The following is an 18686-nucleotide window of genomic DNA, read 5'->3' as shown; positions in this document are numbered from 1 at the left end:
GCAGGCTTCGGCGAGTTCCTCCTGTCCCCTGCCTAGAAGCGGATCGAGGTTGAAGCACAGCGCCTTGTTCTTCGAATAGAGCTGGGCGACGCGCAGGTCGTGTCGATCCGAGATGACGACGCCTGCGGTGGTGTGGGCCAGCATCCGCCTCTCTTCGTCGACCCACTACTCCAGAAGGGCCCAATAGATCCCGTCGCTATCGCCGAGCAGCGTTCCCGCCAACGTGCACAGCTCCATCAACTGATACCAGTCCCCGTCCGAGCGGTGCAGCCGGGAGACCTCTACCCCGAGCACGATCCCGCATGACCGAGCCCGACCTCACTCACCAACTTGGCGAACCCGAGCCGCCCCTTGCCGGCTGGCGCCCGACATACCGAGATCGGCGTCGATCACCTTGACCCTGCTGGCAGCCCAGCCCAGCGCGACCGCCCGATCCACCAGCACGTACTGGACCCGGGCGGACGCAGTGTGCTCCACCACCTGACGGCGGGTCGACTGACGCACATACACCAGCCATCCAGGCCGAACCCTTCATCAGTTGAGCGATCACTCGGGGCGTGCCCGGCGCCCTTGTCCCTCTGCCCTCGGGCGCCCGAGTAGCTTGTCGATGCTGCGGCGCTCGCGTTTGGGTGGGACGACCCGCGCCACGAGCGCGAACGGCTACCGTCATGGCCTCCTCGCGCGGAGAGGCGGAGGGCTCTCGACGTAGCACTCGGCGGCCACGGCGCCGCCGACGCGCTTGGTGATGACGCGGGAGACGACCACAATGCGTTCGGACCCTCGTGCCGCAGCCGGACCTCATCACCGACCCGGACCGCGTGCGCGGGCTTGACACGCACCCCGTTGACCCGGACGTGACCGCCCCGACAGGCGTCGGAGGCGATCGAACGAGTTCTCGTGAGCCGCACCGACCAGATCCAGCTGTCCACCAGCGCACTCAGCTGCTCACCTGCCACCCCGACACTGTACTGAGACCGCCAAGGCGAGGGCTTATGGGGAGGTAGCCGGATCGGGCCTTTAGACAGCGGGGCGACGCTCGAAGATACGCACGTATTTGGCACGGTCAACGGCCGTGTTCATCCCAGACCTAGGTGGTCGTAGCGGGTTACCGGAGGCCCAGATGGCCTAGAATCGTGGTCTGACCTGGGGGAACGCCCTCAAGATCATCCCTCGTATGTCCCCCGATCATGGTCTTACGGCTGCATGCGGGCGCCGCCGGCTGCCTATCAAGGTCCACAAAGCAAAAGACCTGCGGCCGAGAAACCGCAGGTCAGGGGCCAAAATTCCTGTTCAGGTAAGTGCCCCCGGCAGGATTCGAACCTGCGGCACCCGCTTTAGGAGAGCTCGAGTCGAACGGAGTTCGTTTTCTCTGCTAATGGGCCAAATGCGGTTGTTGCTCGGCGTGTATTGGCGCCTCAGCCAGGACCTCCCACCGTCCATCGCTTGGCGGGCGTTTGGCCTGGTGGAAGCGATACTCGCGACGGGAGCATTGCAAGGCGGTCCCGCTCATCAGATGTGGGTGCCTCGGCTGGATCAAATGCCGCGAAGCCGGACATGCGCATGCTTGCGCCTGCAGGCCTCATGCTGAGATTTCCGCGGCCAGGCGGTTGGAGCTTGGGCCGTGTTGTGCTGACAAGGTGGGCCGCCGGCTGGGGCGTAGTCCGCCGTTTCTGGGCATCGCGATAGACATGAGGAATCGAGCGTTACCTCTTCTGATCTTGAGTCCGAGATAAGGCGGATGTAAAGATCAAGGCGCGCAACCCCCACGCTGAAGCGAGGTATCTTTGAGCGCTCCCATCCGATCACTCAAACGGAATTCTCGATTACTGACCGCAACAGTATCGCTTTCCCTCATCACGCTTCTCCTGCACCCAGGCCAAGCCGCCGCCCAGCCGTCTCCCGCTCCGACTCCGTCCGCAGAAGAGGCTGCGCCGCTCACCCCGGTCGATGCTGCGAAGGCGGAGGCGAAGAAGGCGGGCCGCAAGACGGAGATCCCCAGCCTGCACACTGAAAGCTCGACCACCTACGCCAACAGCGATGGCAAGACCCTTACCACCGAGTTCCACACCGACCCCATCCGCGTGAAACAGGGCGACGCGTGGCAGCCGGTCGACACCACGCTGGTAAGTGAGAACGGCGTCATCAAGCCGCGCGCCACCAAGGCGAGCCTCGCGCTCTCGACCGGCGGTGGTACAGATCTGCTCACCATGACGAGACAGCGCGACGGGGCGGAGATCAAGGTTTTCGCACCCAGGAAGCTAGCAGTTCCAAGGCTGACGGCCAACAGGGCAGAGTATCCGGATGCCTACGGCCCTGGCATCGATCTCGCAGTCGTCGCGACTCCTACGGGATTCCGCCAGGAAGTAGTCATCAGGCAACGACCCACGAGTCCGCTGAAACTTCCCGTTCCCGTCCAACTGCCGCAGAGCCTGTCCTTCGGCACCACCTCCAAGGGTGAGCTCACCCTGCGCGACAGTGCTGTCGAGGCCGAGCACCGTACGACGGGCCTCCCGGTGCCCCAGCTCATCGACGCGGGTGCGAACGTCGCCGCCGGTGAGGAAGGGCGCGTCGGCAAGGTTACGGCCTCGGTGGAGAAGAGGGCCGCGGGACAGACGCTTGTGTACGAGCCTGATGCGAAATACCTCGCGGACCCGGACGTTTCTTACCCCGTCACCCTTGTCGTACCCAATCCTGTCTGGACCGAGCTGCCGGTCGGCAATGATACGTACATCAACAACTCCTCCTACCAGAACGGCTATGCCAACAGTGGCGCCTACCACCTGCAGGCCGGCAAGACGAACGACGGCACGGTGACCTGGCGTACCTACATTCGTTTCGAGGAGATTCCTGAGGACTCTCCTCTGCGCGGCGGTACGGTGACCAACGCTGACCTCGTCCTGTGGAACATCTCCTCCAATGACTGCGGAGACGTCGTCGGCTCCGGCATCACGGCGCGCCGGATCATCGAGCGCTGGGATGTGGCCACACTGACGTGGAGCAACCAGCCGAGAGTCACCAGCACGGACTCTGACAACGAGTCCGGCGCCTACCTACCAGGCTGCTCCCGCGGCTACATGGACTACGAGTGGGATTTGTACCACTACGTCAACGGAATCGCGCAGAAGTGGGCGGACGGTGAGCCGAACTACGGCTTCCAGCTCACCTCGGGCAGCGAGTCCGAGCGCACTAACTGGCGCGCCTACCGCTCAAAGGAATGGGGCGAGAACAGCGACGGCTCCCATGGCCCCAAACTGATCATCGGCTACATCCCCAAGCCGACCACGGTCCGCCCGTTCATGATCCCCTACAAGGCGAATCCGACCGTGGGCGACGTCCTCGACCACGACTTCCACGCGACGGAGCCGGAGCAGGCACCCCTCGTGACGGTGGAGGAGGCCCTTGCCGCGCGGGAGAACGCGGGTGACTACTTCTTGGAAGACTCCCGTACGGGGTTTTCCCTGCCGGACGACCTGACGAAGGAAGAATGGCTGGAGGCCATCGACGCCACCGAGCCGGGACCGACGCCATCACCGTCTCCCGACCCGGACACGACGCCGCCGGTCGTGGCCTCGACCATGCCATGGGATACCCAGACCGGCCTGCCGTTGGACGCCAAGGCGACTGCGATCTTCAACGAGGCCGTCACGGGCACGGCCATCACGGTCAAGGACGCGCAAGGTGCCGCGGTCGCGGGGACGCTGTCCATCGATGAGACCAACACCACGTTCACCTTCACTTCCGCCGCCGCCCTTATGACCGGCGCTACCTACACCGTGCAGGTGAGTGGTGCCACTGATGTCGCAGGCAACGCGATGACGGCAGCGCACACGTGGTCGTTTACCACGGGCAGCACAGGGCCGACCCCCACCCCGACACCGACCCCCACTCCCGACCCGGGTGCTGCGCCCACCGTGTCGGAGCTCTCGGCCGCCCCGGCCACGGAGTCGTGGGGGATGTGGACGACGTCCACCACCACGCCTCAGTTGAGCGCTCGGGTAGAGGATTCCAAACAGCGCTCGTCCACTCTGGAGGTTGAGGTCGAGCACGATCCTGAGGCTGGACAAGGTGGCCTTGTCTGGAGCGGCAATGCGCCCACTGTGCCTTCCGGTCATGTCGGGACCGTTACTGTCGCCGCGGGGAAATTAGGGGATGGCGGTGCCTATCGCTGGCGGGCGCGTGCCACTGCGGGTGGTGCGGCAGGTGCCTGGTCGGAATGGGAATACTTGTACGTTGACATCTCCAAGCCGACGGTGGCAGAACTCTCCGTCGCCCCGGCCACGGAGTCGTGGGGGATGTGGACGACGTCCACCACCACGCCTGGGCTGAGCGCCCGTATAGAAGACCCGGAAGAACGCTCGTCCACTCTGGAGGTTGAGGTCGAGCACGATCCCGAGGCTGGACAGGGTGGCCTTGTCTGGAGCGGCAATGTGTCCAACGTGCCTTCCGGTTATGTCGGGACCGTTACGGTCGCCGCGGGGATGTTGGCGGATGGCAGTGCCTATCGCTGGCGGGCGCGTGCGACCGCGGGTGGTGCGGCAGGTGCCTGGTCGGAATGGGAATACTTGTACGTTGACATCTCCAAGCCGACGGTGGCAGAACTTTCCGTCGCCCCGGCCACCAACGTCTGGGGCATGTGGACGACGTCCACCACCACGCCTGGGCTGAGCGCCCGTATAGAAGACCCGGAAGAACGGTCCTCCACTCTGGAGGTCGAGGTCGAGCACGATCCCGAGGTCGGCGGAAGTGGTCTTGTCTGGAGCGGTAACGCGCCCAATGTCCCCTCGGGTCACGTCGGCACAGTCACCGTCGCGGCGGGCAAATTGACCGGTGGAGGTTCTTATCGCTGGCGTGCGCGCGCCACCGCCGGTGGCGTGTCGGGTGCCTGGTCAGAATGGGAATACCTGTACGTGGACACGTCGGCGCAACCGCAGAAGACCGCGCAGACACCGCCAACCGGGAAGGCCACGGCCGCTGCCGCCAGGAAGTTCCCCTACAACCACGTCACGCATGATGAATGCGCCGAAGCGGTGGGCAAGCCGGAACGACCTGCCTGGGAAATCGCTTGGGGCAATAACCGACGCGCCTTCTTCAGCAAAAACTCCTACAGCATGTGCTATGCCATGTGGATCGGCGAACGCGACGAGGACGACGAGGTCGACCGGACGAGGGAGTTGTTCAGCACCACGAAGTGGTACGCCAGAGTGGTCATCGTCCTGAACACCTACGTCGGCAAGGCCAAGGGCAGTGCCACCGCAAGAGACGTGCCCGCCGGCATCTCGATCACGAACAGCAGGCAGATCCGGGCCAGTATCCGGGTCGACCAGGTCAATGTCATAGACGACGACTGGGAGGACCGCAAGTTCCGCATCGCGCTGGGGGAGAGCGGTGTCAAATGTGCCGCGACCTACAACGGAGCCTCGGCGAAGGACGGTGTCGAAGGGACCGTCAAGCAGTGGCGGGACGGCGGCCTGAGGGAGCTGGTCCTGTCGGTCCCGCCGGACTATCCGCACGTCGATGAGCACTCGACCTGCAGCGTCCAGCCATGGGTCCGATTCATGTACAACCCGGAGGGGCTGGACGACGTCATGTTCCTCAGTCCGTTCTTCAAGGACAAGAACCGGGTCCAGTCGTTCATCTGCGACAGCGCCAAATGGATCAAGGCGTATACGGGCGGCTGTGTGGTGAGCTCCATCCGCCCCGTCTTCATCCTGGACGCCAACAACAAGAAGAACATTCAGAGCGCATATCACTGGTGGCACGCGCTCTACAAACCCGATGTCACCTTCCCCAAGAAGACCGGCAAGGTGATTCCCGGCCGCCTGGACCCGAACAACATGGGCTGCGGAAAGGTGAACGGAATACCGGGGAAATGTCTCCATCGCACGACGGATGCCACGGTGCACAAAAAGAACCGCGACATTGCCATCCCGACGTGCACGAACCAGATCAGGGCGTACACCTCGCCTGATAGTTGTGACGAATTCCCATTCGCATCGACGGCTGAGGGTGCTGCCAGCACCACGAACGACTACTCGGTGGCAATCATCCACGGTAAGGACAACTGCTCATCTGGAGCCCAGACCAGTGTCTTCTACCAACGTCACCGCATCCGGCATATGACATCCTTCTGGGTGGACATCATCCCTCCAGGGGCCACGCAGCCTACGAGCGGCGCTCCTGGAGAGGTGATCAGCGACTTCCTCCCCGAGGAAGAGGAAGAACTGGCGTCCGACATGTGCACTATCGACGGCACTAGCTGACAACCGTTCGATGGGGGCGGCCGCTCGGGCCGCCCCCATCGGCGATGGAGATACATGAGCCAAGAGAAGAACCCCTACAGCGGCAGCCGAGCTCACCTTCCCGATCAGGCCGCGATCACGTGGGTGCACGGCCTGCGCTTCGACGAACTGATCGAGACCTTAGGCGGAGATTCGGCAGGAGTGACACCCGCTTGCTGGGACGACGTCGAGGCGGACGCGGTCGAGCACTACGGCGAATCGCGGGGTGGGGTGCTCCTCGCAGCCCGGCACGAGGACTGGACGATCCTCGTCGAGCCACTTGACGGCGTCGCGACCACGCTGATCGAGCGGCTCTCGATACAGGGCCGGGCATTGACCGTGCGATGGACGACCAATCTCGCCACCACTGTCGGCTACGCCGCCAAGGGCACCCTGATCGCTCTCTTCGACCCGATGAACCTTGAGTCTGTGGCCCCCGCATCAGGCCGCGAATGGCTCCATAGCCTCTCCGTTCCACCTGCGCAGTGGCGGCAGGATTGGTATGCTGCCGCGCTTACTCTCGGGGAGACGTTGTCCGGAGTGCGGCTCGACCGGGCATGGTGGGCACGGCGGCACTTGAAGATCGCTCTGCACCCGGGCCCCGCCTCCGCGGTACTCCCGCGCTTAAACCCTCCATTGGAACACCGCCGCATCATCGATGCAGACCCCCGTCTCGCCGAGATCGTCAACGATCCCACTCCCGAACGGCTCCATGACCTCATCCAGCTCGCGGTCGAACAACTGATGCCAACTCCGCCGCCATCGGATGGCCCGTTCTTCCAGGCCTGGGAGCTGATCGTCACCCGACGGCGGGGCGAGCGCGCGACGGCTGCCCAGCAGAGGCTGCGGTCCTACCGGGAGGAGCTCACCCCGCCACCGGAGGCTCTCACGCCACCAGCTCAGTCTCCCTACCTCGCCCAGCCGGACGACCGCCGCCAGAGCCTGGAAGCCCTCTGGGAGGGCCTCATGGAGAAGGCGCGTCTTGCCGTGGTTTTGGAGGAGGCACTGGAGCCTGATCTAGCCCAGGCCGCCGTTCGGACCACCGCCGCGGTCTGGAACGCGGGGCTCGCCGACCACGACGGAAGCTTCGACTTCCGACACGTCCTACACCTGCTGGCCATCTACATGGGCTTGGGAGAGGACCCCTACGAGAAGTGATCCGTCCAGGCGGAGCTGGGCCGGTAAGGGATCGACTGGTCGGCCTCGCCGTGAGGGGCGACCCGTCGAGTTCGGCGCCGGTGACGTCGACACCGCTGGGCCATTCGACGGTCAGCTTCAGCAGCCCAGGCGGGCGTAAAGGCCGCAGCCACAGCTCGAGCAGGTTCGCGCCGAAGCGCCGGCCACGCCGCACATCAGTATGCCGATGGGGTGCCACAGTAGCCGCACATCGTCCGGCGGTTGGTCGAACAGCGTGTTTCTCCGGGAGCGGTGGCCTTGGCGCCGTCGGCCAAGCGCACGCCCACGCGCAGAGGCGCTCTCGCAGCCGGGCGTCGCCACCTTAGACGGTGATGTCGGTGCTTGGTGTTGGGATGTGGGTGACGGCCACGGCGGCGAGGATCAGCGTCCATCGTGGTGGTGGGCGATGGCACGTAGAGCCTTCGAGCGAGGCATGGTCTTCCGGGCGGGAGGCGTCCTCAACGAGGCCATGGCGGCCGGGGCGCACGCCGACATGTGGACGCCCCTTTCTCAGGGGGTGCCGCTGCTGCTGTCCGCACCTCGGTGAGATGACCAGGGCCGAGCTGGGGACGCGATCGAGGTGCCGCGGGGATTGTGGTGCTCGCTGGGCGCGACCCAACCTACCGGGGTCGACTGCACGCAAGGGCCGAATTTGCTGATCCCTAAGGCGTTGCGTATGCCCAAGCGGAGCGGGGTGGACGCTAGGGACGTACGCACGCATTTGGCACGATCAGCGGTTGTGTCTGTACGCTCGGCCGAGCGGTCGTGGCCGGTTGCCATCGGGTTGATGGCCGAAAGAGGGCGCTGACCTGGGGAAACGCTATCAAGATCATCCCGTGTATATCCCCTGATCATGGTCTTGCGGCTGCATGCGGGCACCGGTGGCTGCCTATCAAAGGTGCAAAACAAAAGACCTGCGGCTGACAAACCGCAGGTCAGGGGCCTGAAATGCCGAACTAGGTGAGTGCCCCCGGCAGGATTCGAACCTGCGGCACCCGCTTTAGGAGAGCTCGAGTCGAACGGCGTCCGGTTTCTCTGCTGACGGGTCATATGTGATTGTTGCTCGGCCTGCCCCGGCTCCTCAGCAAGAACCTCCTCGCTGTCCATCGCTGGGCGGGTGTTTACGCTGGTGAAAGCGATACTCCCGGGCGAGAGACTTACAAGGGGTCCCGCTCTTCAGATGCGGGTGTCCGGTTGGTGCTTCTTCTGTGCCGCATCGGTCGGCAGGCCATGCAAGCCGACCGATTAGGCGCGGCAAAGACCGGGCACCGCCGTCTCGGCCAGGCTGGAGTCGTAACGCACCGCAGTGCGCAGCCGATGTGGCAGAGCGGAAATCGGCCGCCGGCTACCCATCGGCCCGTTTGGCTTGGCCGGGCGGGGTGTGCGGGTCCTCGTCGCTCTCTGGCATCTGCTCCTTCGCTGCCTGTCCCGGGGGTTCTCGGGTCTGTCCTGGTGGGGTGTGCTCGGCTGCCGTTTCCGGTTCCGGTGTGCTGGACGGCGGCAACTCCGGTGTCTCTTCGGCCTCGGCGGGACTGGACGTTGCTGGCGCCGGGTGGCGGGATGCGGTTGGTACGGCAGCCGCTCGCGTCGCCCTAGCTGGTGCCGTGCGGATAACGGCGGGCCGGGCGGAGCGCTGAGGGCCGGGGGTGGTCGTCGGACGAGGGGCGCTGTGCTTGTGGATTGGCGTGATTGTCGGGGCGGTGGTGGGGCGATGCAGTGGCGTCGTGCTCCTGCCCGGGGAGGCGGTGAGCCGGATGTGAGCGGCGATGGCGGGGAGTGGGGTGGCGGCGTGACTGTTGGGGGTGGGCAGTTCGTCGAGGGTGGGGGAGCTGGACGGGATGCCGGCCAGTAGGGCGGCGAGGGCGAGGTTGAGGAGCCCGGCCAGGACGGTGGAGATCCGTAACGCCTGTTTCCGGCGGGATGGTCGCTGTGTGGTCGCCTGGTCCAGGCGGGTCATCGTGGCTTGAGAGTCGATGCTGCGGTCATGCGAGGGGTCCCTCCAGAGCGGGGTACGGCGGGCGGCCTTATCGATCTAGACACGGATGCTGACGGTGGTCAAGGGTCATTGACATGAAGAGGTCGGGAAGTGGCGTTTCCGCAGGTAAGGAGGGAGAGGCGTCGATGGGGCCGGCTCTGGCCGTTGCTGTGAGTTCGCTGGGAATCGAAGCGTGGCGGTGGTGTGCCGTGTTGATCGCGATCAGGGGTTTTCACTGTGTGTGATATTTGGCGGTATCCAGTCAGATGAGCTCCGTGTAGTGGATCTCCGCAGCGGGGAGCTGCTCCTGGCGGGGATTCAACAGTGTGTTCGCAAAAGGGGGTAAGACACGTTCCGTAACTATTGACCAAATGTCCGGATATGTGGCGTGATGCGGGTGTTTTTGCTCCGAGGGCTTTAAGTCCTCCTTATCTGCGGTCCCGTGGCCGCATGCTTCGTGGAGTGTGCTCGTGTCGCAATTACCCCTCGACCGACTTCGACCGATCCGATCTCGTCATCACAGACGGTTACGCAAGCTGATCAGCGTGGTGGTGGCCGCCACGCTGCTGATCACGATGGCGCCCGCCCCACCCGCCGCCGCGCAAACCGGCACCCAGAACGCCGCAGAGCCGAGCCTCGTCTCCCGCGTGTCGAGCTGGCTGGCCGCCCAGGTGACCGGCTGGTTCGCCGAAGAGCCGAAGGGTGAGGTGCGCCTGTCCGGCCAGAAGGTCACGCTGCCGGGACGTGACACCAGTCAGACGACATCGAAGCAGGCCGATCCGCCGGGCAAGCGGGTCAAGGAGCTCACCGGCAAGCGGTGGCGGTTCGGCACCGTGTACGAGCTGGACGACGGCCGCTCGCAGGCGGAGATCTCCACCCGCCCGGTGTACTACCAGGACGGCAACGGCGCCTGGCAGCCCATCGACACCACGGTCGGCGCCGCCGAGGGCGACGGGTTCGTGCACGGCAATGACAAGACCGGCTTCGAGACCCGGTTCGGCGACAGGACCGACAAGCTGGTCAGGATCACCTCCGGCAAGCGGCACGTCACGCTCGGCCTGGCCGGGGACAGCCGCCAGATCACCCCCCAGGTGGACGGCTCGACGGTCACCTACCCGCAGGTCTGGGACGGCGCGGACCTGATCTACACCGTCACCGCCTCCGGCGTAAGCAAGCACATCCGGCTGACCAAGCCGCAAGCTGCGGGCACCACGTTCGCGTTCACGGTCAAGACCGGCGGCGGCCTGAACGCCGGGCAGCACCGCGACGGGTCGATCACCTTCACCGGTGACGACAGTGACGCGGTGTTCACCATTCCCCGCCCGTACATGATCGACTCCGAGCCGGACGCCGCCTCGCCGTACGGCCGAAGGACGGGCGGCATCACGCAGGAGCTTGCCGGGCAGCAGGGCGCGGAGAGCACGGTCACGCTCAAGCCGGACGCGGCCTGGCTGGCCGCACCGGAACGCAAGTACCCGGTGCTGATCGACCCCACCATCAAGATCAACGACTGGCGGGCCGACCTCTACGACACCTACGTCAGTAACGCCTCGACGACCACCAACTACGCCGACTCCTGGAAGCTGCCGGTCGGTAAGACGGCGGCTGGGCTGAACCGGGCGTTGCTGTACTTCGGCCCTGTTGCGGACTCGGACGTCCTGCCGCTCGGCACTCACATCGACCAGGCAACGCTGGAGATGTACTTCGACCAGTCCTTGGGCGAGACCGCGGCCGTGACGCTGGCGGCGCACGAGATCACCGACGAGTCCTGGGTGTGGGACCCGCAGGGGGTGAGCTGGAACAACCAGCCGTCCTTCGCCACGACCGCGGCATCCACGGTGACGCGCAACGTCGGGGAGCTGTCACGCTGGCACTCCTTCGACGTGACCGCGATGGCCAACTCCTGGTACTCCACCGGCTCCGAGCCGATCGCCGGCGTCCTGATCAAGGCCGTCAACGAGGCCAGGACCGCCCCGGTGGGCGGGGTGTCCTATCAGGCGATGGACGACTTCACCGGCGTCAACCCGCTCACCGTTGACCCGGCCGCGCACCCGCGGCTGCTGGTGACCTTCGGTGAGCCGTCGGTGACGTTGCACCAGCCCACGCTGGCCACCTCGGTGGGCGCCTCGTTGTCGTGGAGCGCTTATGCCGATCCCACTCCGGACGACGTCTCCGACGACCTGGTGGAGTATCGGCTGCGCCACCAGTGCCCGTCGGCCTGTGACCGCAGCTCCAACAACAGCAACGGCGACTACGACGACCTGGTGGTGACGCTGCCCCCGGATGTCACCTCTTACGTGGACACCAGCAGCGGCGCGGAGCCGGAGGCCGCCGCCGACTCGGACTACACCCACAGCGCCGACTACTGGGTGGAGGCGGTGCTGAAGAACGGCGAAGTGGTGCCCTCCCAGCATGTGCGGGTGTTCCTGCCCAAGCCCGGCTACGTCACCCGAACCCTGTACGCCTCGGCGGACACCACGCTGGCCTCGGGAGAACCCGGCGCCGGGCACGATGTGGTGGGCCAGCAGAAGCGGCTGCAGGTCGGTAACACCGCCACCACGCTCGGCAACACCCGGACGGTGGTGAAGTTCGACGACTACACCGGCCAGATCCCGGCCGACGCGCAGATCGCCGACGCCCGCCTGTCGTTGTGGCAGGCCACCGCCACCGGCACCGGCGCCTCCTTTACCGCGCACACCCTCACCAAGGCCTTCGACGAGGCCGCGACCTGGAACACCCCCTGGACGACGCCCGGCGGCGACTTCACCGCCACCCCGCTGGACACCGTCACCACCCTGACCGACACCGCCGGCTGGCGGCAGTGGAACGTCACCGGCGCGGCCAAGAGCTGGACCGCCACCCCGTCTGCGGGTCACGGTCTGCTGGTCAAGGTCGGCAACGAAGCCGGCACCGCCAAGCAGTCTGCCCAGTTCCTGGCCAGCGAGACCGGCGAGCCGCTGCTGCGGCCCAGGCTGGCCGTCACCTATGCCGAACCGGCCGCGGTGACGTCGTTCTACGCCCCGGACACCCCGGACCGCCTCGACGTCGGCGAGAGCGCCGTCGTCTCGGTGATGGTGAAGAACACCACCACCGAAACCTGGCCCGCTGCCACCACCAAGCTCTCCTACCACTGGAAGCTGCCTGACGGCACCGACGTCTCCACTCCCGAGACCCAGCTCAAGACCGATCTGCCGTACGACCTGGAACCGGGGGACGCAGTCACCGTGGACGCCCAGGTCAAGGCTCCCGTGTCGGTCGGCAACCTGGCCGAGGGCGCCCAGCTGGTGTGGGACGTGCAGGACACGACCACCAACAACTGGAAGTCGGCCACCCACCATCTGCCGCAGCTGCCACAGCAGATCCGCATCGATTCACCCACCAGCGACCTGCTCGGTCTGGAGAAGTTCTACGCCTACACCGGCAAGAACACCGGTGCGGGCGGCACCGCGCTGACGAACGTGTACGCCGGCAACGTGGTGTGGGGCTACAACGCCTTCTCCAACCCCTCGCGAGGCGTGCAGACGTTCGCCCGGATGACCTACAACAGCCTGGACACCAGCTCGGCCTCGCTCGGCTACGGCTGGTCCCTGCAGACCTCGACGCTGGCCAAGCTCGGCTCGCAGCTGCAGTTCCACCCGCCCGGCAAGATGTGGCCGGACCAGATCCGGCTGACCGACGGGGACGGCACCACCCATGTCTGGTTACTGGACACGCATGGCCAGCCCACCAGCGCGTGCCTGCCCAACACCTGCGACTACGTACATCCCCGAGGCGTACACCTGTACCTGCAGCGCGTCGCCGAATCCCCCGACCGGCCCGACGTCTTCTCCCGTGATCCGGCCCGCCAGTGGGTGTTCACCAAGCCCGACCGCACCCAGTTCTTCTTCGACGACGAGGGCTTCCAGTCGGCGATCGTCGACAAGAACGGCAACACGATGTCGTTCACCTACGAACGGCGTCACTCCAACAACAAGCCGACCAAGTTCCTGCAGTACATCACCGACGCCGCGGGCCGTAGGACGCTGACCTTCGACTATCACGTCAAGGGCCAGGACTACACCTACATCGACGACGAGACCTGGCAGCCCGTCGACGACACGAAGCTGACCAACCCGCACATCATCGACACCGTCGAGTCGATCACCGACATCGCCGGCCGCAAGGTCACCTTCGCCTACACCGACAAGGGCCTGATGGCCCGCATGATCGACGGGGCGGGAGACGACGAGGCCAAGACGTTCGGCTTCCGCTACGACGCCACCCAGGGCAACAAGAACGTCAAACTCGTCGCAGTCCTCGACCCGCGCGCCTACGCCGAATCCCCGGACAACCCAGCCGCACGGGCTACCGAGCTGGACTACTACGACGCGGTCGAAGACTCCGAAAACCTGTGGAAGGTTCAGACCCTCACGGACCGGCTTGACGGCGACACCGGCTTCGACTACGTCGATCCGGACGGCCCGCAGGGCGGGGTGATCCACGCCACCGTCACCGATCCGCGTCTAAACGCCACCACGTACGTGCTGGACGCCTACGGCCGTCCCGATGACATCACCAACGCCAAGGACGAGCTCACCGATCTGGAGTGGGACGAAGACCACAACGTGCGCTCGCTGAAGGAGGCCAACGGCGCGCTCACCACGTGGGAGTACGACCAGAAGACCGGCTACCCGCTCAAGATCACCGATGCCGAGGCCAACGACAACGGCGGCACCGCGCCCACCACGCTTGTCTATGAGGGTCCGGACAACTTCAAGGGATTCGTCGCCGACCTGAAGTTCAAGACCAGCCCGATGGGCAACCGGCCGGAAGCCGGCACCAACCCCAAGCACCACACCTGGCAGTTCGGCTACGACGAGCGCGGCAACCTGACCTCCGTCACCGACCCGCTCGGCGTGCTGACCGCCGACCCGGCCGACTACACCACCCGCTACACCTACGACGACCTCGGCCAGCTGCAGACGTCCGTCGACGCCCGCGGCAACACCACCACCTTCGGCGACTACCACCCGACCGGCTACCCCAAGAAGATCACCGACGCCAAGAACAACGTCACCACCACCGCCTACGACGCGCGCGGCAACGTGCTGTCGGTCACCGACGCCCTCGGCAAGACCACCACGCAGACCTACGACATCTTCAAACGCCCGCTGGAGTCGAAGGTTCCCAAGGACCAGGACGCCTCTCCACCGGTCCTCATCACCACGCCGGCGCCGATTTACGACCGCAACGACAACGTGGTCGAGATGACCGCCCCCAATGGGGCCGTCTCCACCGCCGCCTACGACCACGCCGACCAGCTGACCACGTCGGTGCTGCCCAAGGACACCACCGACGGGCCCGAGCGCAAGGCCACCTTCACCTGGGACCCGGCCGGAAACCTGAAGACCCAGACCGAGCCTAAGGGCCACCTGCCCGGCGCCGACCTGGCCGAGTACACCACCACCTACGAATACGACGAGATCAACCAGCTGACCGACGTCTTCGCCACCGACGTCGCCAACAACAACCGCCAAATCAAGATCACCTACGAGTACGACAACGTCGGCAACACCATCAAGGTCATCGACCCGCGCAAGAACGCCATCCCCGACCCCGCCGACCGCACCGCGTTCTACACCTACGACCTCAACCACCGCGTCCGCACGGTCACCGACGCCGCCGGCTTCGTCACCGAGGTCCGCTACGACCTCGACGGCCGCGTGGTCGAGCAGCAGGACCAGGACGACAACGTCACCCGCACCGACTACAACGAGCGCGACGAGGTCATCCGCACCAGCGTCCCGCACGCCGAGGTCGCCGACGGCATCAAGCACGTCGTCACCGAGTACGCCTACGACCAGGCCGGCAACCGGACCAAGGTCATCACTCCGCGCGGTGTGGAGACCCCCGACGACCCGGCCGACTTCGTTCAGGAAACCCGCTACGACGAGCTGAACCGGCCGATCGAGGAGATCTACCCGTTCGACCCCGACGACCCCGTGTACAACAAGCCCGACAGCGTCTTCTACGCCTACGACGCGGTCTCCCGGCTGAAGGAGATCTCCCACCCGCCCTCCCACGGGCAGAGCATCCGCAACGTCTCGAAGATGACCTACTGGGACAACGGCTGGTCCAAGACCACCACCGACCCGTGGGACATCAAGACCACCTACGACTACAACGAGCTCGGCCTGCAGACCAACCGCACCGTCACCTCGGCGGGCGGCTCCTCGCAGCGCGCTCTGGACTGGTCGTACTACCCCGACGGCAAGCTCAAGACCCACTCCGACGACGGCGTCCCCCTCGGCCTGGACGTCGTCCTGTCCGACAACTCCGACACCGGCCAGGTGACCACCACCGGCACCTGGACCCTCTCCGGCAGCGGCAGCTCCTCCAACATCGTCGGCCCGCAGAGCGTGGCGGAAGGCTTCGTCGGCTACGACTACGCCACCGCCCCGGCCGGCAAGGGCCAGTCCGCCTTCACCTGGAACCTGACCACCCCGTCGGACGGCACGTACAAGGTGCAGGTGCGCTACCCGACCGGCGCGACGGCCACCAATGCCACGTACAAGGTCAAGCACAAGGACGGCGAAGCGGCCGTCACCCTCGACCAGACGCAGAACCCCGGCACCTGGGTCGACCTCGGCTCCTACACCTTCACCGCCGGCACCGCCCACACCGTGACCCTCACCGACGAGGCCAACGGAACGGTCGCGGCCGACGCGGTCAAGCTGGTCCGCGACAACAGCGGCGACACCGACACAGAGAAAAAGGACTTCACCTACACCTACGACGTCAACGCCAACCTCACCAAGATCGAGGACCGGTCGCCGACCGCCAAGATCGACGTCTGGGACGTCGCCTACACCAACCTCAACCAGATCGACTCCATCAAGGAGTATCTGGACGGCACGCTGAAGAACACCACGGGGTACCGCTACAACGAGAACAGCGCGGTGGTCGAGCGCACCCACAACAAGACTGTCGCCACCTACGGCTACGACGTCCGCGACCTGGTCAACGAGGTCGTCAACAAGAAGTCGGCCACCGACCCCGCCCCGAAGACGACCCGCTACACCTACACCTCGCGCGGCGAACGCTTCACCGAGACCAAGGCCAACGGCAACACCGTCGCCTACGACTACTTCCTGTCCGGCGTCCTGCGCCACAGTCTGGAGAAGAAGCCGAACAGCACCGTCGTGGTCGCCGAGCACACCATCGGCTACCAGGGCAACCTGCACCGGGCCAGCGACCACGCCAAGATCCAGAACGCCGACAACCCCGGCGCCTACCTGGAACACGACTACGCCTACACCTACGATCCCCGCGACCGCATCGGCAAGGTGGTCAAGACACCGGTCGCAGGTGGAACCGCTGAGACGGAGACCTACTCCCACGACGCCAACAGCAACGTCTGGGAGGAGGAAGGCCTCGGCAAGAAGACCACCTTCACCTACGACCGCAACCGTCTCATGACGTCGGTCACCAATGGCCAGACGAGCACCTACACCTACGACCCCTACGGCCGGCTGCGCACCATCCAGGCCGCCGGCAAGACGCTGGAGAAATACACCTACGACGGCTTCGACCACGTCACCCGCCACGAGAAACTCGGCGCCGACGGCGTCACCAGCACGGTGACCACCTACACCTACGACCCCCTCGACCGCACGACGTCCAAGACGGAGAAGGAAGGCACCGCGAACGCCAAGACCACCGCCTACTCCTACCTCGGTCTGTCCGGCGAGGTGCTGGACGAGGAGGTGGCGGGCAAGCTCACCAAGTCCTTCCAGTACAGCCCGTGGGGTGAGCGGCTGTCCCAGGTCAAGGTGAACGCCGACAACAGCGAAGAGTCGTCGTACTACGGCTACAACCCGCACACCGACGTCGAGCAGATCACCAAGGAGACCGGCGACACCCGCGCCACCTACGGCTACACCGCCTACGGCAAGAACGACGACAAACTCTTCACCGGCATCGACAAGCCCGACCCCGTCGATCCAACGGCGAAGGAGGAGTACAACCCCTACCGCTTCAACGCCAAGCGCTGGGACAACTCCACCGGCATGTACGACATGGGGTTCCGCGACTACAACCCCGGGCTCAACCGCTTCCTCAACCTCGACACCTACAACGGCGCACTCGACGACCTTTCGCTCGGCCTCGACCCCTGGACGAGCAACCGCTACGCCTTCACCGGCGGCAATCCCATCAACATCATCGAACTCGACGGCCACAGCGGATGCACCCCGGGAGAGTACTGCAACACTGGACGCAGATCTGCTTCAGGAGACCTTAATCCTGATGGGACTCCTAAGCGTCGTAAAAGCCAGAACGTCAATCTGCCGGCATATAATCCGTGCAGAAGCGGGTGCAGTACCCCGGCCAAAAAGACGCCCACAGCAGCCGATAGTGCCATCGCAAATATCAGTGGCGCACTGGATGGCCTATGGTATATGCTCACCCAGCCTATTACCGGCGACACGGTCGAACAGTATGTCAACCGTAAAATGAACCACGGCATGCAATGCGCATGCGAGCTGGACTTGGACAGCTGGTGGAAAGGCTTTAAGGCCGGATCGGACCCGTCATTTTTTCAGCCGGGTCCGCACGCAGGTGGCGTAAAGTATCCGGGCAGCCAAGGCCCCATCAAGCCTGGAAACGGAAAATTCGGTCGCCCCACCCCTGACGACATCTGGACCGCATTAGACAACCTTCCCAAGGATTACGCGCGTCGGACCGGCGGCATTCTCGATATCGGCACAGATCAAATCCCGTTCGTGAGTGGCCCTGGAGGGAATTCCAACCTGCTGAAGACTCTACCGGGCCGAACGCAGCAAAATGCCGAGCATGTCGAAACGCATGTGGCCGCCTTCCTGAGAATGAATCCTGGCATTCGTCAGGCCAAGCTATATATCGACTACCCGTTCGGAGTTTGCGGATTCTGTAAGCCGTATCTCAACAAAATGCTGCCAAAGGGAACGGAGCTCTGGGTCTACTCTCCGAGATCGAGCACACCTGAATACTTCAGAGGCGAGTAAAGCTTCGAAGGCCGCCATACACCTGCGGCCTTGATGTCAAAGCTGCAAATGTGGACAGATTAACGATAGTCGCCGATGCCATGTCGCGTCGGCGACTATCGTGATATAGTGGCACTTATGGACGAGTTGCTACATGTTACCGATCAGAGCTTGGGTCGGTTTCTGTCTCGCTGGTATGGATATCCGCCAGCAATCCCAGAGAATCCGAGGATAGCTGCTCCCATTTCGGTACCC

Annotated in this window: 5 protein-coding genes and 1 pseudogene; 4 read left to right on the top strand and 2 right to left on the bottom strand. The window is 64.9% G+C overall.

The window, feature by feature from the left end:
- Positions 1–318: 318 nt before the first annotated feature.
- Both HCN51_RS45765 and HCN51_RS62695 read right to left on the bottom strand, forming a co-directional pair.
- A complete protein-coding gene (locus HCN51_RS45765) occupies positions 319–510 on the bottom strand; it encodes a hypothetical protein (protein WP_168018197.1) in 192 nt (63 codons plus the stop codon).
- A gap of 344 nt (positions 511–854) precedes the next feature.
- Positions 855–908, bottom strand: a pseudogene (locus HCN51_RS62695) (RNA-binding S4 domain-containing protein); the annotation flags it as partial.
- An 876-nt stretch (positions 909–1784) separates the two neighbouring features.
- On the opposite strand from HCN51_RS62695, the gene HCN51_RS45755 reads away from it, so the two are divergent.
- The 4 genes from HCN51_RS45755 to HCN51_RS45740 all read left to right on the top strand — a co-directional run bounded on the left by HCN51_RS45755 (position 1785) and on the right by HCN51_RS45740 (position 18452).
- Positions 1785–6260: a DNRLRE domain-containing protein gene (locus tag HCN51_RS45755; protein WP_168018196.1), complete on the top strand. Its 4476-nt coding sequence runs from the start codon at positions 1785–1787 to the stop codon at positions 6258–6260.
- Between the two features lie 54 nt (positions 6261–6314).
- Positions 6315–7436 (top strand): hypothetical protein, encoded by a 1122-nt coding sequence (locus HCN51_RS45750; RefSeq protein ID WP_168018195.1) that lies wholly within the window; start codon positions 6315–6317, stop codon positions 7434–7436.
- Positions 7437–7860: 424 nt separating this feature from the next.
- Complete coding sequence (locus HCN51_RS45745) at positions 7861–8001, top strand: hypothetical protein (RefSeq protein ID WP_168018194.1); 141 nt, start codon at positions 7861–7863, stop codon at positions 7999–8001.
- Positions 8002–9974: 1973 nt separating this feature from the next.
- Positions 9975–18452, top strand: a complete 8478-nt coding sequence (locus HCN51_RS45740) for a DNRLRE domain-containing protein (RefSeq protein ID WP_168018193.1) — start codon at positions 9975–9977, stop codon at positions 18450–18452.
- Positions 18453–18686: the final 234 nt, after the last annotated feature.

Origin of the sequence: Nonomuraea composti, from assembly GCF_012034275.1 — a bacterium.
GTDB lineage: Bacteria > Actinomycetota > Actinomycetes > Streptosporangiales > Streptosporangiaceae > Nonomuraea > Nonomuraea composti.
Note: the sequence above shows the minus strand (reverse complement) of the source record. Positions and strands in the feature narration are given on the sequence as shown.